At 63.4% G+C, this 21,999-nt stretch carries 21 protein-coding genes and 1 riboswitch; of the genes, 13 read left to right on the top strand and 8 right to left on the bottom strand.

What is annotated here, in order from left to right; all coding sequences use genetic code 11:
- Positions 1-50 precede the first annotated feature (50 nt).
- Positions 51-455: a hypothetical protein gene (locus OHD62_RS22175; RefSeq protein ID WP_263787113.1), complete on the bottom strand. Its 405-nt coding sequence runs from the start codon at positions 453-455 to the stop codon at positions 51-53.
- Positions 456-713: 258 nt separating this feature from the next.
- Here OHD62_RS22175 and OHD62_RS22180 point away from each other — a divergent pair, with 258 nt between their 5' ends.
- Positions 714-1,070 (top strand): CBS domain-containing protein, encoded by a 357-nt coding sequence (locus tag OHD62_RS22180; protein WP_412177410.1) that lies wholly within the window; start codon positions 714-716, stop codon positions 1,068-1,070.
- 111 nt (positions 1,071-1,181) lie between these two features.
- On the opposite strand, the gene OHD62_RS22185 is transcribed toward OHD62_RS22180, so the two are convergent.
- The 4 genes from OHD62_RS22185 to OHD62_RS22200 form a co-directional block, all read right to left on the bottom strand.
- Complete coding sequence (locus tag OHD62_RS22185; protein ID WP_263787115.1) at positions 1,182-1,541, bottom strand: YybH family protein; 360 nt, start codon at positions 1,539-1,541, stop codon at positions 1,182-1,184.
- Between the two features lie 163 nt (positions 1,542-1,704).
- Complete coding sequence (locus tag OHD62_RS22190) at positions 1,705-2,382, bottom strand: GntR family transcriptional regulator (RefSeq protein ID WP_263787117.1); 678 nt, start codon at positions 2,380-2,382, stop codon at positions 1,705-1,707.
- Positions 2,383-2,472: 90 nt separating this feature from the next.
- A complete protein-coding gene (locus OHD62_RS22195; protein ID WP_263787120.1) occupies positions 2,473-3,450 on the bottom strand; it encodes a transketolase family protein in 978 nt (325 codons plus the stop codon).
- Positions 3,447-4,334, bottom strand: coding sequence for a transketolase (locus tag OHD62_RS22200; RefSeq protein ID WP_263787122.1), 888 nt, complete (start codon positions 4,332-4,334; stop codon positions 3,447-3,449). Before OHD62_RS22200 ends, OHD62_RS22195 begins: the two co-directional genes overlap by 4 nt.
- Before the next feature lie 101 nt (positions 4,335-4,435).
- Between OHD62_RS22200 and OHD62_RS22205 the strand changes: the two genes are divergently transcribed.
- The 3 genes from OHD62_RS22205 to OHD62_RS22215 are packed head-to-tail and all read left to right on the top strand — an operon-like array spanning position 4,436 to position 7,535.
- Complete coding sequence (locus OHD62_RS22205) at positions 4,436-5,803, top strand: aminotransferase (protein ID WP_263787124.1); 1,368 nt, start codon at positions 4,436-4,438, stop codon at positions 5,801-5,803.
- Between the two features lie 53 nt (positions 5,804-5,856).
- On the top strand, positions 5,857-6,771 hold the full coding sequence (locus OHD62_RS22210) for an aminotransferase class IV (RefSeq protein WP_263787126.1): 915 nt from the start codon (positions 5,857-5,859) through the stop codon (positions 6,769-6,771).
- On the top strand, positions 6,768-7,535 hold the full coding sequence (locus OHD62_RS22215; protein WP_263787128.1) for an SDR family NAD(P)-dependent oxidoreductase: 768 nt from the start codon (positions 6,768-6,770) through the stop codon (positions 7,533-7,535). Before OHD62_RS22210 ends, OHD62_RS22215 begins: the two co-directional genes overlap by 4 nt.
- Here OHD62_RS22215 and OHD62_RS22220 read toward each other — a convergent pair.
- Genes OHD62_RS22220 through OHD62_RS22230 form a run of 3 tightly spaced genes read right to left on the bottom strand, consistent with a single transcriptional unit; the run spans position 7,516 to position 9,760 of the window.
- Entirely contained in the window at positions 7,516-7,899 is a 384-nt protein-coding gene (locus tag OHD62_RS22220) for an ester cyclase (protein WP_263787130.1), read from the bottom strand. The two genes, OHD62_RS22215 and OHD62_RS22220, sit on opposite strands and share 20 nt — an antisense overlap.
- A gap of 14 nt (positions 7,900-7,913) precedes the next feature.
- Entirely contained in the window at positions 7,914-9,071 is a 1,158-nt protein-coding gene (locus OHD62_RS22225; protein WP_263787132.1) for an NAD(P)/FAD-dependent oxidoreductase, read from the bottom strand.
- A 2-nt stretch (positions 9,072-9,073) separates the two neighbouring features.
- Positions 9,074-9,760 carry a GntR family transcriptional regulator gene (locus OHD62_RS22230; protein WP_263787134.1) on the bottom strand — a complete coding sequence of 229 codons (687 nt, stop codon included), beginning with the start codon at positions 9,758-9,760 and terminating at the stop codon, positions 9,074-9,076.
- 160 nt (positions 9,761-9,920) lie between these two features.
- Here OHD62_RS22230 and OHD62_RS22235 point away from each other — a divergent pair, with 160 nt between their 5' ends.
- The 9 genes from OHD62_RS22235 (at position 9,921) to OHD62_RS22275 (ending at position 21,983) form a co-directional block, all read left to right on the top strand.
- Positions 9,921-11,297: an aspartate aminotransferase family protein gene (locus tag OHD62_RS22235; protein ID WP_263787136.1), complete on the top strand. Its 1,377-nt coding sequence runs from the start codon at positions 9,921-9,923 to the stop codon at positions 11,295-11,297.
- 215 nt (positions 11,298-11,512) lie between these two features.
- Positions 11,513-12,571, top strand: coding sequence for a TMAO reductase system periplasmic protein TorT (torT, locus tag OHD62_RS22240; protein ID WP_263787138.1), 1,059 nt, complete (start codon positions 11,513-11,515; stop codon positions 12,569-12,571).
- A 203-nt stretch (positions 12,572-12,774) separates the two neighbouring features.
- Complete coding sequence (locus tag OHD62_RS22245; protein WP_263787140.1) at positions 12,775-14,262, top strand: sugar ABC transporter ATP-binding protein; 1,488 nt, start codon at positions 12,775-12,777, stop codon at positions 14,260-14,262.
- Positions 14,263-14,279: 17 nt separating this feature from the next.
- Positions 14,280-15,293, top strand: a complete 1,014-nt coding sequence (locus tag OHD62_RS22250) for an ABC transporter permease (protein WP_263787143.1) — start codon at positions 14,280-14,282, stop codon at positions 15,291-15,293.
- Complete coding sequence (locus OHD62_RS22255; protein ID WP_263787145.1) at positions 15,290-16,285, top strand: ABC transporter permease; 996 nt, start codon at positions 15,290-15,292, stop codon at positions 16,283-16,285. The genes OHD62_RS22250 and OHD62_RS22255 overlap by 4 nt, the downstream gene beginning before the upstream one ends.
- A gap of 24 nt (positions 16,286-16,309) precedes the next feature.
- Complete coding sequence (locus OHD62_RS22260) at positions 16,310-18,370, top strand: hydantoinase/oxoprolinase family protein (protein WP_263787148.1); 2,061 nt, start codon at positions 16,310-16,312, stop codon at positions 18,368-18,370.
- 25 nt (positions 18,371-18,395) lie between these two features.
- Complete coding sequence (locus OHD62_RS22265; protein WP_263787149.1) at positions 18,396-20,195, top strand: hydantoinase B/oxoprolinase family protein; 1,800 nt, start codon at positions 18,396-18,398, stop codon at positions 20,193-20,195.
- Positions 20,196-20,273: 78 nt separating this feature from the next.
- Positions 20,274-21,194, top strand: coding sequence for a DMT family transporter (locus tag OHD62_RS22270; RefSeq protein WP_263787151.1), 921 nt, complete (start codon positions 20,274-20,276; stop codon positions 21,192-21,194).
- Between the two features lie 78 nt (positions 21,195-21,272).
- Positions 21,273-21,384, top strand: a riboswitch (TPP riboswitch).
- Positions 21,375-21,983 carry a Ykof family thiamine-binding protein gene (locus tag OHD62_RS22275; RefSeq protein WP_263787153.1) on the top strand — a complete coding sequence of 203 codons (609 nt, stop codon included), beginning with the start codon at positions 21,375-21,377 and terminating at the stop codon, positions 21,981-21,983. Its footprint overlaps the riboswitch before it by 10 nt.
- Positions 21,984-21,999 lie beyond the last annotated feature (16 nt).

The raw sequence follows: 21,999 nt of genomic DNA on the forward strand, positions 1-21,999 counted from the left end.
TTTCACGGCCGAAGCCGAGCGGTCCGGTCAGCCGCGCCCGGGACTGCCTGTCAGGTCGTTGTCTGAATGATCAGCGTCAGGGTGCCGTCGCCATCGATGTTGGCAGCGATAACCTGCGAGGAGTTGAGCCCGTTCGCCGCCAGCGCCGATGTTGCCTGAGGCGATGCATCGATCGAGCTTTGCAGGACATGCAGATCCTCGGCGCTGGTCTGGGTAATCACCGCCTCTGCTTGGGTCTTGAGATCCGGCGGCAGATCCTCGAGAGCGATGATCGTCACACCGGTAAAATTCTGATCGGAAAAACCTTGGTCAGTTTGATCAGGCGGCGTTTGGTCGGGCAGGATTCCTTGGGCCGGGGGGTCGATCTGGGGGAGCTGCGGGTCGAGGGATTGGGCGTGAATCGGTTGCGCCAAGGCCAGCCCCGAAAGGGCGGCGATCGTCATCAACATGCGCATGATCTTTCCTTCCGTTTTGCTCGAGGAGGACCACCTTGGTGACCACACAACCACCGTGCCGGATTATGGTTCCCCCTCAGTCGCGGAAAAGGCCATTGGTGAGAGCCCTGCCACGACGGGCATCGGGTCATGATTGCCGCTCAACCCTGTCATCGGGTGGTCGAAAGATGGAACGTTTCCGACAGGCGTTCATTCCTCCCTTGATCACAGGACCGGCGGGGCGCTGCAACTCAAGGAGAAGATCATGAGAATTAGCGATTGCATGACGACGCCGGTGTTCTGCCTGTCGGCGAAAACGACCGGCTGGTCGGAATGATCACGGACCGCGATATCGCCATCCGCGGCGTCGCGGAGGGCAAGGGTCCCGATGCCAAGATCAGGGACGTGATGAGCGCGGAGGTGAAATTCTGCTTCGACGACCAGGAAGCCGGCGACGTGCTTCAGAGTATGGGCGATCTTAAATTGCGGCGAATGCCGGTGATCAGCCGCGACCGGCGATTGGTTGGCATTGTCTCGATCGGCGATCTCGCCACCAATGGCGAGGCAGCTTCGGCTGGCGAAGCGTTGGGCGATATTTCGCAGCCAGGCGGTGATCATTCGCAGATCGCGCACTGACAATTGCATGTGACCGATTTGAAGTTCCTGCTTTGACGGCATCGGGGCCGGGAACTTCAAATCCAAACGATCCTTAATTTCACTCCAGACTGGCAAGGCTTCAGGCCGACGCTACGCGATGGAGAACCGGTCGATGACCCACAGCCATGTCCCGTCGGATTGGCGGCGGGCGACCTCGGCGGTGACGGTGCCGTCGGGCAGGCGGGTTGAGGTGAGTGCCAGGTCTCCGTTGACAATAGCCGGTGCCTGATCGCCGGCGGCAAATTTCCGGCCCGTTGCGGTGATGTCGGCAAAGAGCGCCCGGATCGCTTCGCGGCCATGCGTCAACTGGCCTTCACCGCTATCGACGACGGCATTCGGCTCGAACAGGGCCGCCATTCCGTCTATGTCTCCCGCCCACTGCCGGGCAATCAGCAGGCGCTCCAGATCCTGGGGATCATGGGCCGGCTCGCGGTTCGGCTCATCGGTCATGACACATTTCCTCTCACGGGAAACCGGCTTCTCACGGCAATCCGGCCAGCCGATGGTATCGGCGGAGCAGCGCGGCGCATGAATTCCTGATTCAAGGTAGCGACGCAGTCCATTGAAATCGTATGTGATTTTGGCTGCAACGATGATGCAGAAATTCACGACGCTAGGCTACGACGAATTCCTCGTGGGCGCGCAGAAAGCGCAGAAAATCCTCGCCGCCGAGGATGAGGTCGCGCTCCATGGCGGTGCGGGCCTTGGCGGAATCCTTGTCGCGCAGGCCCTCGATCACCCGCTCATGCTCGGCCGCGCCGACATATTTGTGCTCGCCTTCTTTGAAAAAGACGGTAAGCATCGGCCCCATCGAGACCCACAGGCTCTCAATGTGGGCGACCAGCATTTCCATCTGGGAAAGCCGGTAGACGGTGAAATGGAAGTCCCTGTTGTAGCGGAAGGACTGGTCGGGGTCGCCGGCCCGGTCGGCCTTCTCGAAGAGCTTCTGGATGCCGGTCAGCCTGTCGATGTCTTCAGGCGTGGCGTGCTCAGCGGCCAAGCCGGCCGCCAGGCCCTCCAGCGAGAGCCGGATGGTGCGCACTTCCATGTAACGCGCCAGCGTCAAGGCGGGAACGGTGACGAAGCGGCCGGAGCGCAGTTCGAGGCCACGTTCGCTGACCAGCCGCAGGCAAGCCTCGCGGGCAGGGGTGACGCTGGTGCCGAGCCGGTCGGCCAGATCCTGCATCACCAATCTCTGGCCGGGCCGGAACTGGCCCGCGATCAATCCTTCCCGGAGCGCGACATAGGCGCGCGCCGAAAGATTGCCCTGCTCGAGCGGCTGAATGTTCACGGCGTCGTTCTCCTCGACATCTTTGTTTCATGCATCCGCACTGATTCTACAAGATACAGCCAATAGACGCGTTTTTCCCTTTGTTTTCTTCTATGCGAGTAATGACTGTGCGACGCTTTCGATGCCCGCGGCGTCGAGTTGATAGTGACGATAGAGATGCGTTGGCGGCGCGATCAGGCTGAACTCGTCCTTGATGCCATGGCGCACAAGGCGTGCGCCGCCGCCTTCCTCAGCCATCACTTCGGCGACCGCGCCGCCGAGACCGCCCAGCACATTGTGTTCCTCGACCGTCAGCACGATGCGCGATTTGCGCGCCGCCGCTACGACCGCCGCGCGGTCGAGCGGCTTGATCGTGTGCATGTCGATCAGACCGACGGAATGGCCCTTTCCATTCAAGGCTTCCATCGCCGCCTTGGCCGGATGGACCGGCATGCCGCAGGCGATGATGGTGAGATCGGAGCCGATGCCGTGAATGACGGCCTTGCCGAACTCGAACGGCGCATCGTTGGCGTAGACGATCGGATCGTGGCCGCGAGCGATGCGGAAATAGATCGGCTGCGGATGATGCACCGACGCGCGCAGCGCGGCGGCGAATTGCGGCCCGTCGGCGGGCGACACCACGGTCAGATCGGCGATCGAGCGCATGATGGCGATATCCTCGGTGGCGTGATGCGAGGTGCCGTAGAAGCCGAGCGAGATGCCGGTGTGGTGGCCGATGAGGCGGACCGGCTGCGCGCAATAGGCGACATCCATGCGGATCTGTTCGCAGCAGAGCAGCGCCAGGAAGGAGGCGAAGGTCGCGACATAGGGCATGACGCCGATGGTGGCCATGCCGGCCGCGGCCGAGACCATGTTCTGCTCGGAAATGCCGAACTGGGTGAAGCGTTCGGGAAAGCGCCGGGCAAAGCCGATCAGGCCGTTGGAGTGCTGCAGGTCGGCGGTGCCGGCGACCACGGGATGGCCGGCCTCGGCGAGCTCGATCAGTGTGTTGGCAAGCGTGGCGAGCGAGGGCGCCCGTTTGTTGAGCTCGCGATACTGCCAGGACTCCGGGTTGAGGACGCGGTTCATTGTGCACCTGCAAGGATCGCTTCGCGGGCGCGTGCCTCGTCCTCGGGCGCGAGATAGCCGAGATGCCAGCCGGGTTCGGTCTCCATGTAGTCGATGCCCTTGCCCTTGACCGTTCTGGCGATGATGCAGCACGGCTTTTCGCGTGCGCTGTCGGCCTTGACGGCGCGCAGCAGGTTGGCGAGTGCGACCACGTCGTGGCCGTCGACCTCATGCACCTCCCAGCCGAAGGCGCGCCATTTCTCGTCGAGCGGCTCGATCGCCACCACATCGTCGACCTTGCCGTCGAGCTGGTAGCCGTTGCGGTCGATGATGGCGATGAGCTTGCTCAGACGATGGCTGGCGGCACTCAGCGCCGCTTCCCAGACTTGTCCTTCCTGCATCTCGCCGTCACCGAGCAGGACGAAGACATTGAAATCCTGGTTCTGGAAGCGGCCGCCCAGGGCCATGCCGACGCCGTTGGACAGCGCATGGCCGATCGAGCCCGAACTGAAGTCGACGCCCGGCACCTTGCGCATGTCGGGATGATCGCCGAGCGGGCTACCGAGTCGCGTGTAATCGTCGAGCCAGGATTTATCGAAGAAGCCGAGATCGGCAAGGATCGGAAACTGGCCGACGGCGGCGTGGCCCTTGCCCATCAGGAAACGGTCGCGCTCGGGCCAGGCCGGTTCGCCCTGCCGGAGCTTCATCGTGTCGTAGTAGAGGACCGAGAAAATCTCGGCGCAGGAGAACACCGACGAATAGTGTCCGACTTTGGCGATCGAGATCAGACGGATCGTCTCGAGCCGGACGAAGCGCGCCCGCTCGCGCAGATGCGTCGCCTGTTCGTCTGATATCTGATCGCCCGGACCGTTGCTCGGCCACCGGTTTGCGCCTGAGGACGCCATGCTTTGTCTCCTCCTGATTTGAATCCGATACTCGACAACTTATAAGTTATAAGATACTGAGTAGGCCCGCAACCTAATTCGTCTGCAGCAGGACTGATGACATGCTCCACAATTCGGCCCGTGCCATCGACATGAGCCTGCATCTGCATTCGCAGACCGATCCGCGGTGGCATGAACAAGAGGGGCCATTCGTCATATCGAGCGGCGATGGCGTGTATGTCCATGACGATACCGGCAAGCGCTACATCGAAGGCATGGCGGGCCTGTGGACGGCATCGCTCGGCTTCAACGACGCCAGGCTTGCGGCGGCCGCCGGTGCTCAGTTCGCCAAGCTCGCAAATTATCACACCTTCAACCATCGCTCGAACGAGGCCTGCATCGACCTGATGGAGCAGATCGCGGCGCTTTCGCTGCTGTCGCCCTGCAAGATCTTCCTTGCCAATTCCGGTTCGGAAGCCAACGATTCCATGGTCAGGCTGGCCTGGTACTATCAGGCGGCGCGCGGCAAACCCGGGAAGCGCCGCATCATCAGCCGCCAGGGCGCGTTCCATGGCAGCACCGTGATGGGCGCGCTGCTCAGCGGCCTGCCGCATATGCACCGTTCATTCGGCATGAACAGCGACGACATCCTTTACGCCACCAAACCGCATCTCTACCGCGAAGGGCATGAAGGCGAGAGCGAGGACGACTTTGCCGATCGCCTCCTCCACGAGTTGGAGGCGATGATCCTTAAGGCCGGTCCCGACACCATAGCGGCGATGATCGCCGAGCCGGTCATGGCGGCGGGCGGCGTCATCGTGCCGCCGCGTGGCTATTTTGCCAAGCTGCGCAAGCTGCTCGACCGATACGACATCCTGCTGCTCGCCGACGAAGTGGTGTGCGGCTTCGGCCGCACCGGCAACTGGTTTGGCAGCCAGACCTTCGACTTCGTGCCCGACATGTTCTCGGTCGCCAAGGGCCTGTCGTCGGGCTATCTGCCGATCGCGGCGGTGGTTGTCTCGGACAGGCTCTACCAGGCGATTGCCGATGAGGGGCATCGCAATAGCGGTTTCGGCCATGGCTTTACCTATTCGGGCCATCCGGTGACCTCGGCGGTGGCGGCAGAGGCGCTGCGGATCTACCAGGAGATCGATGTCGTCGGACGTGCCCGGACTCTCGGCGCGCAAATGCATGCGGCGTTGCGCGAGGCACTTGCGGGTCATCCCATGGTGGGCGAGATCCGCGGCGTCGGCTTGATCGCCGGCGTCGAGCTTGTCGCCGACCGGCGGACCAGGGCAAGCTTTCCGGCCGAGGCGAAGGTGGGCGCACAGGTGGAGCGCGCCTGCCGCGCGCGCGGCATCATCCTGCGCAATATGGGCGACGTGCTTGCGCTATGCCCGCCCTATATCATCGAACCCGAACAACTGGACGAACTTGTCCGCGCGCTCACCCTGGCGATCGAGGACACGCGAACCAGTCTCGATCTCTAAGACGCAAGAGGGAGAGTCGTGTATTTCATAAAAATGCATCAGCGGAGGTTTGCATGAACGACAGGATATCCCACGATCCAGCTGATGGAATTGCCTTCGTCGATGGAGCCTATGTCCCACTCGCCGAAGCCACCATTCCGCTCACCGACCGCGGCTTCGTGCGGTCCGACGCGACCTATGATGTCACCCATGTGTGGAAGGGGCGCTTCTTCCGGCTTGACGACCATATCGAACGCTTCCAGGCTTCGATGCGCGGCCTGCGCATGAGCCTGCCTTACGCCTCGGCCGAGATCGCCGAAATCCTGGTCGAATGCGTACGCCGCAGCGGGTTGCGCGACGCCTATGTGCAGATGACCTGCACGCGTGGCGTGCCGCCACGCGGCACCCGCGACCCCAGGCTCTGCGAGAATCGCTTCTATGCCTTCGCCCAGCCCTTCGTCTGGATCGCCAATGACGAACAGCGCCGCGACGGGCTGAAGATGGTGGTGAGTTCCGTGCAGCGGATCCCGCCGGAATCGATCGATCCGCGCCTCAAGAACTTTCACTGGCTCGACCTCACCATGGGCATCTTCGAGGCCTACGACAAAGACGCCATTGTTGCCGTGCTCCCCGACGGGCAGGGGCATGTGACCGAGGGCGCCGGCTTCAACGTCTTCGCCGTCAAGGGCAATGTCATCACCACGCCCGATCGCGGCGTGTTCGAAGGCATGACGCGCCGCAGCGTCATCGAGCTGGCTCCAGAGGTCGGCGTCAATTGCGAATTGCGTCCGCTCGCCATCGAGGAGCTGCGCGATGCCGACGAGATCTTCATCACCAGCTCGGCCGGCGGCATCATGCCGGTGACGGTGCTCGACGGCCGCATCTACGGCAATGGCAAGCCCGGGCCGGTGACCAGCCGCATCCACGACCTCTATTGGGCCAAGCACGATGCCGGTTGGCTCTCCACACCAGTCGATTATACGCCGTGAGCGCGGACGCGGCAGAACGCGTCTTCCTGGTGACGGGCGGTACGCGCGGCATCGGCGCTGCCTGCGTCAGCCGCCTCGCTGCGGACGGGTCGCGCGTCGTCTTTACCGGGCGCGACCCTGACGCCGCTCAAGCGGTGATCGACGCCGTTCCGCAGGCGGTGTTCGCGGCCGGCGACGCCACCAGCGAAGCCGACTGCCAACGCGCGGTTGCCATGGCTCTGGAGATTGGCAAGGGTAGCATCGCCGGGTTGGTCAACAATGCCGGAACCGGCGCGAGGCTGGCCTTCGACCAGACCACGCTTGCCGACTGGGAGCGGACAATGACCGCCAACACGACCTCGGCCTATCTGTTCACCCGCCATGCGCTGGCGGGATTGCGCGCCGGCCGTGGTTCGGTGGTCATGATATCCTCCGTCGCCGGTCTCGTCGGCGAGGAAGGCCTGGCGATCTACACAGCGTCCAAGGCAGCACTTATCGGCCTGGCGCAGGCGCTGGCGCTGGAATACGGCTCGCAGGTGAGGTTCAACACGCTGTGTCCCGGCCAGATCGCCACGCAGATGATGGCGAACACGCTCGCCATTCCCGGCCGCCGGCAAGCGTTGGAAAGCCGTATTCCGGTCGGCCGCCTCGGCACGCCCGAAGACGTGGCTGAGACGGTGGCCTGGCTGATGTCGCCGGCCGCAAGTTTCATCAATGGCGCGGTGATCAGCGTCGATGGCGGAGAAACCGCCGGTCTCGTTGCAGCTAAAGCTGAGCTTCGATAGCCGCCTTGTCTACAACAGACCACACTTGCACGATCTTCCCGTCGCGAAATTCGTAGATCACGTTCTCCGAGAAGGACACTCTCTTGCCATTCAAGGGGAGGCCGAGGAAATTTGCCTTTGGCGAACAGTCGAAATCTATCCGGCTCGCTATGTAAGGCGGATCGGCAACCAGCAGCCGGACGTTGAAATAGAGGTCCGGAATTTCATCGAAGTCTTTCTCCAGCATTTGGAGATAACCCGACAGGCCCAGCCGCCGACCATTGTGGATCGCTTCGTCATGAACGAATTGGCCCAGCCTCGGCCAGTCCTGGCCGTTCAGGCAGGCAATATAGTCCCGGTAGATGTCGGGGAGGGTTCCAGTCACGGCAATTACCTCTCTCAATGTCCAGCAGCAAAGGTGGCATCCCGGCCAGTTTGAACCTGGCTTGGCGCGAGGCGTTGCGCGACATGGTCGGCGATCGCCAGGCTGGAGGTCAGGCCGGGGCTTTCGATGCCGAACAGATTGACCAGGCCGTCAACGCCATGGACCGAAGCGTCCTGGATGACGAAATCGGCATTGGCCTCGCCGGGACCGGACAGTTTTGGGCGGATGCCGCTATAGGCCGGCTGCAGGGCGCCCTCGGCAAGGTCCGGCCAGTATTTGCGGATCTCGTTGTAGAAACGTTCGCCGCGCCCCGGATCGACGCGGTAGTCAAGCGTATCCGTCCATTCGACGTCAGGCCCGAAGCGGGCGACACCGTCGAGGTCGAGCGTCAGATGCACGCCGAGCCCGCCGGGTTCGGGCACGGGATAGATGAGACGCGAGAAAGGAGCGCGGCCGGCGACTGAGAAATAATTGCCTTTGGCGTAGCGAAGTTCTGGCACGAATTGCGGATCGACCCCGTCGATCGATCGGGCAAGCGCCGTCGCATCAAGACCGGCGGCATTGACAAGGAATTTGGTCGCGATTTCAAAGCGCTCGCCGCTTGTGCTGTCGATCGTGTCGAGCACGATAAGCCCATCCTCGATGCGACCGGAGACAATGCGGGTATTGAGGCTGAGCGCCGCGCCATGTTCCTCTGCATCGCCCAGCAAGGCGAGCATCAAGGCATGGCTGTCAATGATGCCGGTGGAGGGCGACAACAGCGCCGCCGTGCAGCGCAGCCTGGGCTCCAATGCGAGCGCCTCGGCGGCGGTCAAAGGCACCAGGTCGTCCACGCCGCAAGCCGATGCATTGGCCCGGATGGTCGCGAGCACCGGCTCCTGGTCGGCATTCGCGGCGACGATGAGCTTGCCGCAGCGCGCATGCGGGACCGCGTGCTCCTCGCAGTAACGATAGAGCATGTTCCGACCGGCGACGCAGAAGCGGGCCTTCAGGGAGTTGATCGGATAATAGATGCCGGCATGGATGACCTCGGAATTGCGCGAGCTGGTGCCGGTGCCGATGGCGTTAGCGGCTTCGAGGATCAGCGTGTCCATGCCGCGACGCGCCATGTCTCGCGCGATCGCAAGGCCAACAACGCCGGCGCCGGCGACGATGCAGTCGACATGGTCCATGCTCAGGCGGCCCCGGCCTTGGCGGTGTTGCGACTGATGAGCCGTTCGAGGATCACTCTTCCACCTTCCGTTATGTCGGCGACAATCGCCCGCTCGGCGGCATCGGCATCTTGTTTCTCGACGGCCGCAAGCACCGCATAGTGGTTCTCGATCATGGCACGGCCGCCCTCATGATATGATTCCGCGATCAGCGGCCCCATCTGCAGCCATAGCCGGTTCAGTATGCCGCGCAACACCACCATGTCGGCGATATCGGCGAGCGCGAAGTGAAAGGTCTGGTTGAGCGCGAGCGCTTCCGTCCAGTTTTTATCGGCGATCGCGCGCTCGTTCAACGCAATAAGGCCGCGCAGATGTTCGACGTCCTTGGCGGCCGCCTTGAGCGCCGCTTCCCGCGCGGCCAGCCCTTCGAGCTTCAGCCGGATCTGGCGGATTTCGCGATAGCGCGCCAGGGTGATGATGGGAACACGCACCTCGCGCGCCGATTTCTGCACCAGCGCCTCGTCCTGGATCAGCCGCAGGATCGCGTCCCGGACCGGCGTCACGCTGGTTCCGAGCGATTGTGCGAGGTCGCGGATGGTCAGCCTGGCATCCGGCGCGAACCGTCCCTTGATCAGCGCTTCGGCGATCCGAGAATAGACCGTTTCGCCCAAATTCTCGCGTTCGAGGGTCTCGAAGCTGAAAGTCTGCATGCGTCTTCGCCCACTCCTGCCAACCCCAGGAAAGGGCTTGACACTATATCTTATAAGAAACATGATGCATCAAACAGCATAATGCAAGAGGGAACGCCAATGCGCGCTGAATGGCGGGCAAGCGCGAAAATATCCCTGGAAGCAGGCAGGACAGGACCTCATGGACGCACGACCGAATTCCCCCGAAGCCCGCGACATCAGCTACCACATGCATGCCTACACCAATGCCCGCAAGCATCAGGAAACCGGGCCGCTCGTCATCGAGAAGGGCGACGGCATCTATGTCGAGGACCTGGCCGGCAACCGCTATATCGAGGCGATGGCTGGCCTCTGGAGCGTGGCGGTCGGCTTTTCGGAGAAGCGGCTGGTCGAGGCGGCGACACGGCAAATGGCCAAGCTGCCTTTCTATCACGACTTCGGCTCGAAATCGCATTCGCCGCTGATCGATCTGGCCGAGAAACTGGTGCAGATGGCGCCGGTGCCGATGAGCAAAGCCTATTTCACCAATTCCGGCTCCGAGGCCAACGATACGGCCATGAAGATGATCTGGTACCGGTCGAACGCGCTCGGCCAGCCGGCGCGCAAGAAGATCATCAGCCGCAAGCGGGGCTATCACGGCGTCACCATTGCCGCGGCGAGCCTGACCGGTCTGCCCAACAACCATATCTCGTTCGACCTGCCGATCCCCAATGTGCTGCACACCTCTTCGCCGCATTATTGGCGCGAGGCGCAGCCGAGCGAGAGCGAAGAGCAATTTTCGACCCGGCTCGCCAACGACCTGGAAGAACTGATCCTGGCCGAGGGGCCGGAAACCATCGCGGCCTTCTTCGGCGAGCCGATCATGGGTGCCGGCGGCGTCATCGTCCCGCCGGCCGGCTACTGGGCGAAGATCCAGGCGGTGCTGTCGAAATACGACATCCTGCTCGTCGCCGACGAAGTCATCTGCGGCTTTGGCCGGACAGGTGAAATGTTCGGCTCGCAGACCTTCGGCATCAGGCCCGACATCATGGTGCTGTCGAAGCAGATCTCTTCGTCCTACCTGCCGATCTCGGCCCTGCTGATCAATGAGAAGGTGTTCGAGCCGATTGCCGACGAAAGCAATCGCATCGGCACGTTCGGGCACGGCTTCACCGGCGGCGGCCACCCCGTCGCGGCGGCGGTCGCGTTCGAGAATCTCAACCTGATCGAGGAGCGCGATCTCGTCGGCAATGCGCGCACGGTCGGTGCGCATATGCAGAAGCGGCTGCGCAAGCTGGCCTCGCACCCGCTCGTCGGCGAGGTGCGCGGCGTCGGCCTGATCGCGGCTGTCGAAGTCGTCGGCGACAAGGCAAACAAGACACCGTGGGGCACCGTCGGTGCGCTGGGCGCGCTGGTCAACGGGTTCCTGCAACAGAACGGAGTGATCTCGCGAAATATGGGCGATGCACTGGCCTTCTGCCCGCCGCTGATCATCACCGAGCCGCAGGTCGATAGCATGGTCGACGCATTTGAAAGATCGCTCGAAGCCGCCGCCAAGCAGGTCGGATCGCCGGCCTGACCAGACTTTCGAGGGCGGGCCGCAACCTCTATCGGCAAGGCTCGTCGTTGCGTTGACACATAAGATATAAGATGTAAGTTGTTTGAAAGACCCGAGAAGCCAACGAAGAAGTGGCGCGACTGAGTACAAAAAGACAGGTGAGCGCCGGCGACGCTTCAGTCGACGGACGCAAAGGAACGACCGCAGGGGCGGTTAAGCAAATGGGAGATTTTCAGATGAACGGACTGAAGAAAACATTGGCTCTGGCCGTGTCGGCCACGGTGCTGTCGGCCGGAATGGCGCAAGCCGCGGACTGGTGGCCCTTCAAGATCGCCTCGGCCAAGGATGGCGATCTGAAGAAGGTCGAGGAAATCGAATACAAGCCGCTTGAAAAGGCCGAGAAGCCTTGGAAGCTGTGCGTGCTTTTTCCGCATCTGCAGGACAGCTACTGGGTCTCGGTGGATTACGGCATCGTCGAGGAAGCCAAGCGACTGGGCGTCAAGGTGACGGTGCTGCAGGCCGGCGGCTACACCGCGCTGCCGAAGCAGATTTCGCAATATGACGACTGCGTCGCTTCCGGCGCCGACGCGATCCTGATCTCGGCGATCTCGGAGGCAGGCGTTGCCGCGAAGATCGGCGAGGGCATGGGCAAGGGCATCGTCAACATCGCTGTCGCCAACCCGATCCTGGAGACGCCGATCACCGCCCGGATCACACCCGACTTCTTCCAGAAAGGCTTCCAGACCGGCGAATATGTGAAGAAGTATCTGGGCGACAAGCAGGGCTCGGCGGTGGCCTTCCCCGGGCCGCAGGGCAGCGGCTGGGCCGAAACCTACATGGACGGTTTCCGCGAAAGCACCAAGACCGGCAACGTCAAGCTCTTGGCCGAGATGTTCGGCGAGGCGAGCGTCCCGGCACAGCTCAAGCTGGTCGAGGATGCGCTGCAGACGCATCCGGACGTCAATGTCATCTGGGGTGGCGCGCCCACGGCCGAAGCAGCGATCGGCGCGGTGGCGGATGCCGGCCTCAGCAATGTGACGATCATGTCGTCCTATGAGAACCAGACGATGCTGAAAGCGGTCAAAGACGGCTCGGTGCTCGGCTTTGCCACCGAGTATCCTGTCATCATGGGGCGCATCGGCGTCGACCTCGCGGTCCGCGCCCTCGAAAAGAAAGAGCACGAAAAGGTGCTTCTGGTTGCTCCCGGTATCGTCACCAAGGAGAATATCGATAAGATCGATACGACCCAGATCTTCGCGCCGGACGGCTGGCGCCCGGAATTCTCGGTCGAGTAGTGGCCTGGGCCGCGATGGCCTTCCTCCCAGCCTGGCCGCTTCCCTGGGAAGCGGCCAGGCGCCGCCGGCTTGAAGCCATCGCTGCCAAAATGATTCAGCTGATGCGCTTAAGTCCTTGTTTTTGAGCATATCGGCCCAAACCGCCGCTCCGTTTTGGGCGAGATGCTCAGTTTTTGGTGAGATGCTCTGGGCCTTATGACGAGATGCTGGAAGTAACCGGATTCACCAAGAGATTTCGCGGCATCGCCGCGCTCGACAATGTCGACTTCTCCCTCAACGAGGGTGAGGTCCACGCGCTGCTTGGTGAGAACGGCGCCGGCAAGTCGACGCTGATCAATCTCATTGCCGGCACATTCCCCTGGGCCGAAGGCGTCTACCGGATCAATGGCCGCACGATCACGAGCCTCACCCCGCAGGTCGCGCAGGAGATCGGCATTGCCGCTGTCTTCCAGGAGTTCAGCCTGGTGCCCGACCTTACCGTGCTGGAGAACATCTTCCTCGGCCGTGAGCAATCCGGCAGCTTCTTCCTCAAGCGACGGCAGATGCGCCAGGCGGGCACCGAACTGCTCGATGGGCTCGGCTTCCACTTGCCGCTCGACGAGAAGGTTGCATTCCTGTCGCGCGCCCAGAAACAGATGGTGGAGATCGCCAAGGCGCTGCGCATGCGGCCCAAGGTGCTCATTCTCGACGAGCCCACCGCGTCGCTCACCGACGGCGAGGCCGACAAGCTCTTCCATGCGGTGGCGCTGCTCAAGGCCAGGGGCGTCGGCATCATCTATGTCTCGCACCGAATGAGCGAGATCCGCAACCTGTCCGACCGCGTCACCGTGTTGCGCGGCGGCAAGAGGATCGGCACCGTGGTGACATCGGAGATTTCGGACGAGGGCCTGATCGAGATGATGGTCGGCCGCCCGGTCGAACAGCTCTTCCCCAGCATCGAGCACAGGCCGGGCGCGGCCAGGCTCGAGGTGCAGAACCTCACCACGCAGGACCATTCCGTCATCGGCGCCTCTTTCGTGGCTCGGGCAGGCGAGGTGGTCGGTCTCGCCGGTCTCGTCGGCTGCGGGCGCAGCGAGCTTTGCCGCGCCGTCTTCGGTCTGGAGACGATCGAGGCGGGAACGATCACCGTTGGTGACAAGACCATTGCGCGTCCCTCGCCAGCGTCCATGCTTGCCAACAAGGTCTGCTATTTCCCGGCCGACCGTGGTTCTGAAGGACTGGCCATGGCCCGGTCGGCGCGCGAAAACGCGACGATGAGCTCGCTCGACCTGCCGGCCTTGTCGGCCGGGCCGGTGCTGAAGTTCTGGCGCGAGCGCGAGGTGATCAAGGCGCCGCTTGCCGACCTTGCGCTGCGGCCGATGGCGCCCGAGCGCAAGGTCTCGGCCTTTTCCGGCGGCAACCAGCAGAAGCTGATGTTGGCGCGCGGGCTGATGCGGCCCTTCGATGTCTATCTCTTCGACGAACCGACGGTCGGTATCGATGTCGGCGCCAAGGTCGATGTCTACAATCTCATCAAGTCGCTGGTGGAAGCCGGCGCCTCGGTCGTCGTCTCGACCTCCGAATTGCCGGAGCTCATCAACCTCGCCTCGCGTGTCTATGTCATGCATGAAGGCAAGGTCGTCGCCGAGCTTGGCCAGGCCGAGCTGACGGAGGCGCAGATCCTGTCCCATTATTTCGGAGGGCGGGCGTGAGTTCGGAGCAGGCAACGATGGCCCCTTTGAGCGTGGCCAAACCCACGGAGCACCGGTCGAGCCTGCTCGACCGCTTTCTCATGCAGGGCGGCATCGTCATCACCTTTCTCATCGTGGCGGTGGTAGCGACGGCGCTGGTCGAGCCGCGCTTCCTCAACCGGCTCAATCTCACCAACGTCATGCGAAATTTCGCGCTCCTGCTCATCCCATCGCTGGCGCAGATGCTGGTGATGACCGCTGGCGGCTTCGACCTGTCGGTCGGTGCGGTAGTGGCGATCTCGTCCGTGGTTACGGCCGCCGTGATGCTCGTCGGCAGCGGCTACTTCCCGGGCATGGAGATCGCCATCATCCTGCTTTCGCTGGTTGCCGCCATCGGTGTCGGCGTCCTTGTCGGGTTGACCAATGCCGGGCTGGTGGCGAGCCTTTCGCTGTCGCCCTTCATGGTGACGCTCGCCATGATGTCGGTGCTGATGGGCATCGCCCTCTATTTCACGCAAGGCATCCCGATCTATGGCGTCGCCGACTCCTTCATCACCGGCGTCGGGCGCGGACAGTTTCTCGGCCTGCCGATCGTGCTCCATGTCGCGCTCGTCGTGCTCGTCGTCTGCATCGTCATGCAGCGCTTCACCGCGCTCGGCCGGCATATCTATGCGGTCGGCAGCGATCTGCGTTCGGCGCGGCTTTCCGGCGTGGCGACCGGCCGGACGATCACGATCGCTTATGTGCTTGCCGGCATCCTTGCCGCGTTGACGGGGTTCCTGATGACATCCCGGCTCGGTTCCGGCCAGTCGACCATCGGCGGCACGCTGGCGCTCGAGACCATCGCCGCCGCCGTCATCGGCGGGGTGTCGCTGCGCGGCGGCGTCGGCCGCGCCGAGCATGTGGCGCTTGCCGCTCTTTTCCTCGCCGTCATCGCCAATGCGATGAACCTGGTCCAGGTCGACAGCAAATATCAGACGCTTGTGCTCGGCGCCGTGCTGATCGTGGCACTCGCCATCGACCGGCTTCTGCTCAGAAAGCGGCAGGCATGAGCACACCCTCAGGCACCAAGGCCCAGTCGGTCGGCCCGCTCTCCGGCGCCGCCATCAAGGACATGCTGCTCGCCGCTCGCCTGCCGATCGCCATTGTCGTCACGCTGGTGCTGTTCGGATTGGTCGAGCCGCGGGTGCTGTCGCTGGGCAATTTCCGCAACATCGCCATCCAGGCGAGCTATTTGGCGATCTTCGCCATGGCGCAGACCATGGTCATCCTGACGCGCGGCTTCGACCTGTCGCTGGGCTACACCGTGTCGCTGGTCAGCGTCGCCGCTTCGATGGCTATGGTGGCGATGGGCGGCGGCGACGCATCGATTCTCTACGGCATCGGCATCGGTATCCTGATCGCGGCCGTGATCGGTCTCGCCAACGGGCTGCTGATCGCCGGCATCGGCATCAACCCGCTGGTGACGACGCTCGGCATGGCCAACATGGTGATGGCTCTTGCCTCGACCATCAGCGGCGGCTTTCCGGTCACCGGCCTGCCGCGTGGCCTGACGGCGGAGTTCGCGCAAGGCTCGCTGCTGTCGATACCGATCCCGATCTGGTTCGCCGGTCTGGTTTACGCGCTGCTGTTCCTGACGCTCAAGGCAACAAAATTCGGACGCAGCCTCTACATCATCGGCGCCAATCCCCGGGCAGCCGTGGCGGCCGGCATCCGCACGCTGCCGGTGCTGGTGCTTGCCTATACGCTGTGCGCCGTTCTGGCCGCACTCGGCGCGTTGCTGCTCACCGCCCGTACCGGCTCGGGCGAACCCAATCTCGGCGGCAATCTTACACTGGAAGCGATCGCCGCCGCCGTCGTCGGCGGGGTGCGGCTGTCCGGCGGCGAGGGCGGCGTCGGCGCGGCCCTGCTCGGCGCGCTGTTCATCACCGTGCTCTCCAACGGCATGAATCTCGTCCAGATCGACGGCTATCTCCAGCAGATCTGCCTCGGCGTCATCATCATCGTCAGCCTGATCGTCAATCGCGACGTCGCCAGGCGCTGAAAACTCTTCTTATTGAGGACATGCATGACCTATCAAGTTTGCATCGACATTGGCGGCACCTTCACCGACTGCCTTGTCTCGAACAGCAAGGGTGAGATCGCCATTTTCAAGTCGCCGACCACGCCCGGCGAATTCGAAAGGGGCTTCATCGACGTCCTGCATGTCGCGGCCGAGGGCTACGGTCTGCAGCCCGCTGATTTCATGAAGAAGATAGAGCTCGTCGTGCATGGCTCGACGGTGTCGACCAATGCGCTGGTCGAGCGCAAGACGGTCAAGGTCGGCTTGGTGCTGACCGAGGGTCACCAGGACATCCTCGTGCTGCGCGAAGGGCCGCGCAAGGGCGCCTTCCAGTGGCGCCTCGACTATCCCGATCCCTATGTGCCGCGCCACCTGACCAAGACGGTGGCCGGGCGCATCGACGCGCGTGGCCGCGAGCTCACGCCGCTGTCGCTGGACGATGTCCGCAAGGCGGCGGCCGAGTTCCGCGGCCTCGGCGTCGAGGCGGTCGCGGTCGGCCTGCTGTGGTCGGTGGTCAATCCTGTGCATGAACTTGCAGTGCGCGCCATCCTGGAACAGGAATTACCCGGCATTCCGATCACACTCAGCCATGAGATCAACCCGATGCCACGCGAATACAAGCGCATCATCGCCGCCGCCATCGATGCTTCGATCAACCCGATCGTGCGCACCTATATCGAGAAGCTGAAGACGGCGCTCGACGAGGAAGACTTCGAGGGCGAACTGCTGCTCGCCAATTGCGTCGGCGGCATGATGCCGCTCGCCGACATGATCCGCAAACCGATCTACAGCGTCATGTCGGGACCGACGCTGGCGCCGATGGCGGCACTGGCGCTGTCCGACGAACCCGACATCATCGTCGGCGACATGGGTGGCACGACCTTCGACGTCTCGGCGCTGCGCGATCACCAGATCATCGTCACGCCCGACAGCATGATCCACAATGACTCGCTCGGCATCCCGAAAGTCGACGTGCGTTCGGTCGGCGCCGGTGGCGGCTCGATCGCCTTTGTCGACGAGGGCGGCCTGCTCCGCGTCGGCCCGCGCAGTGCCGGTGCGCGGCCGGGCCCGGCCTGCTACGGCAAGGGTGGCACCGAGCCGACCGTCACCGACGCCAATGTCGTGCTCGGCATTGTCGACCCGGACTATTTCCTCGGCGGCAAGATGAAGCTGGAGCGGGAACTCGCGGAAGCGGCAGTCGACAAGGTCGCCGAGCGGCTCGGCGTTACGCGCGAGCAGGCGGCCTACGCCATCTACACGACCAGCAACCACAACATGGTCGCGGCGATCGAGGAAATCACCGTGCGCGAAGGCATCAATCCACGCGACAGCTTCTTTGTCTGCGGCGGCGGCGCCACCGCCATCCACATCGCCGAGATGGCCGACATCCTCGGCCTCAAGCGCTATATGGTTCCGCGCTTCATGGCTGGCTTGAGCGCCTTCGGCGGCCTGATCTGCGATATCCGCAGCGAGGAAAGCGCGGTGCTCTTGACCTCGGACGCCAATTTCAATGTCGACGGCGTCAACCAGGCGCTGAAGCGGCTAAGGCAGGCCGGAGACGGTTTCCTCGCCGAAGCCGGCGTGGCGGCGGAAAACCGCCAGTTCGAATTCTCCTTCCTCGGCCGCTACGAATACCAGTCCTTCGAGATCGAGGTGCCGTTCGAAAGCAAGAACGGCACGCTGTCGGCCGACGACCTGCCCGGACTGGTCGAGGCCTTCCACAAGATGCATGAGCGCATCTATTCGATCCGCGCCGACAATGATGTGGTCGAGTTCACGGCATGGAAGCTGCGCGCCATCGGCAAGCGCTCCGGCCAGGATCTCTGGCAGAAGAACACGCTTGCGGGCCAATCCGGCGACATCAAACCCAAGGCCCGGCGCGGCATCTACCAGCAGGAAAGCGGACGCGTCGAAACCGTGCCGGTCTACGAAATGGCCGAGCTCGGCGCCGGCGCCCGTCTCGCCGGGCCTTGCCTGGTCGAGGCCGAGACTTTCACCGCCTATCTGAAAAACCAGCACCAGGGCGAGATAGACCGCTATGGCAATCTCGTCGTCAACATCATCTAACCCCGCAACCGCGTGAGGTAACGCTATGGACGCCATCAACAAAGCTGAGCTCGATGTCGCGGAGCGGCGGGTGGATCCCTTCCTGATGTCGGTGCTGAAGAGCCGCTTCGAGGCGATCGTTCGCGAGATGACGCTGGTCGTCATGCGGGCAAGCCGCTCGGCGGTGATCAAGAACGCGCGCGACTTCTCCTGCGCCATCCTGACCTACGACCACAGACTGGTTTCGGTCGAGGATGCATTGCCGATCCACGTCATGTCGATGGACATGGCGACGCGGCCGCTGACCGAGCTTTTCGACGACATCACGCAAGGCGACATCTTCCTCAACAACTGCCCCTATACGGGCGGCACCCATCACGCCGACCTGATCATGACGATGCCGGTGTTTTACGAGGGCGAGCCGCTGTTCTGGGTTGTCGCGCTGTCGCACCACGCCGATACCGGCGCGCCGGTGCCGTCGACCTATCTGCCTTTCGCCAAGAACATCTTCGAGGAGGGAATGCATTTTCCCTGCGTGCGGGTGGCGCAGAACTACCAGGAGAAGAAGGACATCCTGCGCATCGGCACCATGCGCAACCGCGTGCCTGATATGTGGCTGGGCGATGTGCGCGCGCAGATCGGCGCCTGCCGCACCGGCGAGCGCCGCATCGGCGAATTGTTCACGCGCTACGGCCGCGACACGATCATGGGCTTCGTCGAGGACTGGTTCGACTATGGCGCGCGCTGCGCCAAGGCGGCGATCGCCAAATTGCCCGCCGGCAGCTACAGCTATGAGACGCGGCACGACCCGGTGCCTGGCGTGGCCGACGAGGGCATCCCGGTGCGGCTCACCATCCATGTTGATCCGGTCAAGGGCGAGATCGTCGTCGATGCGCGCGACAATATCGACAATGTGCCGGGCGGCCTGAACCTTTCGGAGAATACCGCCACCGGCTCCTGCCGCATCGGCGTCTTCAACAATCTGGATGAAAGCATCCCGCACAATGAGGGCGCCAAGTCGCAGATCAAGGTGCTGCTGCGCGAGGGAAGCGTCGTCGGCAAGCCGAAATATCCGGTCGGCACCTCGGTCGCCACCACCAATGTCAACGACCGGCTGATGATCGCCGGCAATTGTGTCTTCTCGCGCATGGGCGCACCATACGGGCAGGCCGAGAGCGGCTCGCATCTTCCGGCCGGCGTCGGCGTCATCTCCGGCGAGGACCCGTTCAAGAACGGCAAATCCTATGTCAACCAGGTCTTCGTCGGCTATGCCGGCGGCGGCGCCCGGCACGGCTATGATGGCTGGCTGACCTATTGCGGCCCGGCCAATGCCGGGCTCATCCAGCTCGACTCGGTCGAGGTCGATGAATCGATGTATCCGATCGTCATCGAACGTCGCGGCGTGCTGCCCGGCTCGCAAGGTTTCGGCGAATTCGAGGGCGCGCCTGCCACCGGCGGCGTCTTCTATCCGCTCGATCACGATATGACGATCGTCTACGCCGCCGACGGCACGTCCTTCCCGCCGCGCGGCGTGCTGGGCGGCGGCGATGGCAAGGAGAGCGAGTCCATCAAGGTCCGCGGCGGCGACAGGATCGTGCTTCCTGCCTTCAGCGAGGAGACGATCGAGGATGGCGCGAGGATCGAGTTCACCGCTTGTGGCGGCGGCGGTTATGGCGATCCGCTGAAACGCGAGCCCAGGCGCGTCGTGGCAACCGTCAATCGCGGCTGGCTGAGCCGGGAGGACGCCGAAAAAGTCTACGGCGTGGCGTTGCAGGATGCGGCCGAGCCCGGCCTGCTGACGGTCGACGAGGCACGGACTGCGGAGCTTCGCGCCAGCCGGCGCTGACTGGAGAGGTATGCCGGCCTTCTGCACTGAGACCGGAAAGGGAGGGCGCCTGGCTAAGGCCGGGTGCATGATGCGGCCATGCATGAAGATCGAACGTCCTCGCGACGATTCCGCCTTGCGGATGCCGCGCTCTTGCTGCTTGCCGCCGCGATCTATGGCGGCATCTTTGCGGTGAATCGCCTCGCCGCTGAAGCACTCTGGCCGCCAATGGGCTTTGCCTTTCTGCAATCGCTGCTGGCGGGCCTTGCCCTGGCACTGTTGGTGGTGCTCGGCGGACGGTTCGCCCTGTCGGGAGCGCATCTGCGCGCTTACGTCGTCATGGGCGCTTTGGTCGTCGGCCTGCCGATCGGCATATTGGTCAAGGCGGCGGAGCATCTCGATGCCTCGGTGCTCACGCTGGTGCTCTGCCTTTCGCCCATTCTCACTTTGCTCATCGGCGTGCTGGCCGGGCTCGAGCGTTTCGACCAGCGTACCTTGCTCGGCATGCTTCTCGGGATAGCCGGCGTGGCGGTGATCATGGCGCCGGGAGCCGGCGTCATCGGCGCCGGCGGCGTGTTCTGGTTCCTGGTCGCCCTTTCGGCGCCGCTGATGTTTGCCGCCGCCAACAATTGCGCCAAATGGCTGCGGCCGGCGGACGCCACATCAGCCGCCATGGCTGCCGGAACGTTGCTGGGTGCGGCGGCCGTGGCAGGCGTGGTGATGCTGGTGCTCGGCAGCCCGGTGCTGCCATCCGATGGCATTATGTCGGGGCTGCTGCCGCTCGTCATCGCCGCGGCGATCAACACCGTCTTCTTCTGGCTGTTCTTCACGCTTGTCGCGCGCATTGGTCCGGCGCGCTTTTCGCTGTTCAACTATCTGGCGGTGGCGGCAGGAATTCTCTGGAGCCTGGTTTTCTTCGGCGAGCAGCCGGGCGCGCTGTTCTGGCTGGCGCTGCTGCTGATGATGGCCGGGATGTATCTGGCGCTGTCGCGCAAGGCTGAGCCAGTCGCTGCGGAATGATCCCTGCGCCTGCGACATCGCGGCGCGTTCATGCGAGTGCCCGTTGCTTGCACATGTCGAACCCCGGTGTTAGATCTGCCCTATCGACAGGGGCGCTCCGTATTGCCGGGGCTGAGATAAAGGCGCCAAGCCTTCGGTCCCTCAAGCTGATCTGGGTAATGCCAGCGGAGCGAGGCGACCATGTTTTCAGGTGCACAGATTTCCCTCTATCCGATGTGCGACGATTTCGTCGGCGTCATCCTCGGGGCGCTTTCGGCGTTCGATCCATACCGGGCGAATTTCCGCATCGAGACCGACGATATCTCGACTCTGATCGTCGGTCCCCCCGAACAGCTTTTCCCGGCCATGCGCGATCTCTTCGCATTGGCGGCGGCAAGCGGCGTGCATTGCGTGTTGTCGGCAACGGTGTCGCGCGGCTGTCCAGGCGAGCCCGACGATCCGATCTGCACGCCGATTTCCGGCGGCAGCCACGAGCTGCCGCTGGCGGCGCGCATCGGCGCGGCGCGCGCGCATGTCGACGCTGCGGAAAAGCTTGGGCAAGAGGTTGCCGCGCAGTTCTCGCTCTATCCGCTCGGCGAAGGCCACCACATGGACGAGATCTATGGCTGCATCGATTTCCTCAAGACATCCGGCGTCTTCGACAAATCGAAGAATTTCTGCACCAAGCTGAGGGGCGATGCCGGACCGGTGTTCGCGACGCTCTCGGAAGCTTTCCTTCGCTTCGGCGCGCCGCAGGGCCATGTTGCGCTCGACCTGACCGTGTCGGCGAACAGTCCGAGCTTGCGGTAAGCCAGTCGAACCGGTC

The organism is Mesorhizobium sp. YC-39, assembly GCF_025753795.1.
Classification (GTDB): domain Bacteria; phylum Pseudomonadota; class Alphaproteobacteria; order Rhizobiales; family Rhizobiaceae; genus Mesorhizobium.

What these genes read in the sequence shown, in the direction of transcription:
- OHD62_RS22200 (WP_263787122.1), bottom strand. Translation starts at nt 4,334, where the DNA reads ATGGCGTCCTCAGGCGCAAACCGGTGGCCGAGCAACGGTCCGGGCGAT.
- OHD62_RS22250 (WP_263787143.1), top strand. Translation starts at nt 14,280, where the DNA reads ATGGCCCCTTTGAGCGTGGCCAAACCCACGGAGCACCGGTCGAGCCTG.
- OHD62_RS22210 (WP_263787126.1), top strand. Translation starts at nt 5,857, where the DNA reads ATGAACGACAGGATATCCCACGATCCAGCTGATGGAATTGCCTTCGTC.
- OHD62_RS22255 (WP_263787145.1), top strand. Translation starts at nt 15,290, where the DNA reads ATGAGCACACCCTCAGGCACCAAGGCCCAGTCGGTCGGCCCGCTCTCC.
- OHD62_RS22195 (WP_263787120.1), bottom strand. Translation starts at nt 3,450, where the DNA reads ATGAACCGCGTCCTCAACCCGGAGTCCTGGCAGTATCGCGAGCTCAAC.
- OHD62_RS22205 (WP_263787124.1), top strand. Translation starts at nt 4,436, where the DNA reads ATGCTCCACAATTCGGCCCGTGCCATCGACATGAGCCTGCATCTGCAT.
- OHD62_RS22275 (WP_263787153.1), top strand. Translation starts at nt 21,375, where the DNA reads ATGTTTTCAGGTGCACAGATTTCCCTCTATCCGATGTGCGACGATTTC.
- torT (WP_263787138.1), top strand. Translation starts at nt 11,513, where the DNA reads ATGAACGGACTGAAGAAAACATTGGCTCTGGCCGTGTCGGCCACGGTG.
- OHD62_RS22235 (WP_263787136.1), top strand. Translation starts at nt 9,921, where the DNA reads ATGGACGCACGACCGAATTCCCCCGAAGCCCGCGACATCAGCTACCAC.
- OHD62_RS22225 (WP_263787132.1), bottom strand. Translation starts at nt 9,071, where the DNA reads ATGGACCATGTCGACTGCATCGTCGCCGGCGCCGGCGTTGTTGGCCTT.
- OHD62_RS22260 (WP_263787148.1), top strand. Translation starts at nt 16,310, where the DNA reads ATGACCTATCAAGTTTGCATCGACATTGGCGGCACCTTCACCGACTGC.
- OHD62_RS22230 (WP_263787134.1), bottom strand. Translation starts at nt 9,760, where the DNA reads ATGCAGACTTTCAGCTTCGAGACCCTCGAACGCGAGAATTTGGGCGAA.
- OHD62_RS22245 (WP_263787140.1), top strand. Translation starts at nt 12,775, where the DNA reads ATGCTGGAAGTAACCGGATTCACCAAGAGATTTCGCGGCATCGCCGCG.
- OHD62_RS22270 (WP_263787151.1), top strand. Translation starts at nt 20,274, where the DNA reads ATGCATGAAGATCGAACGTCCTCGCGACGATTCCGCCTTGCGGATGCC.
- OHD62_RS22185 (WP_263787115.1), bottom strand. Translation starts at nt 1,541, where the DNA reads ATGACCGATGAGCCGAACCGCGAGCCGGCCCATGATCCCCAGGATCTG.
- OHD62_RS22265 (WP_263787149.1), top strand. Translation starts at nt 18,396, where the DNA reads ATGGACGCCATCAACAAAGCTGAGCTCGATGTCGCGGAGCGGCGGGTG.
- OHD62_RS22175 (WP_263787113.1), bottom strand. Translation starts at nt 455, where the DNA reads ATGCGCATGTTGATGACGATCGCCGCCCTTTCGGGGCTGGCCTTGGCG.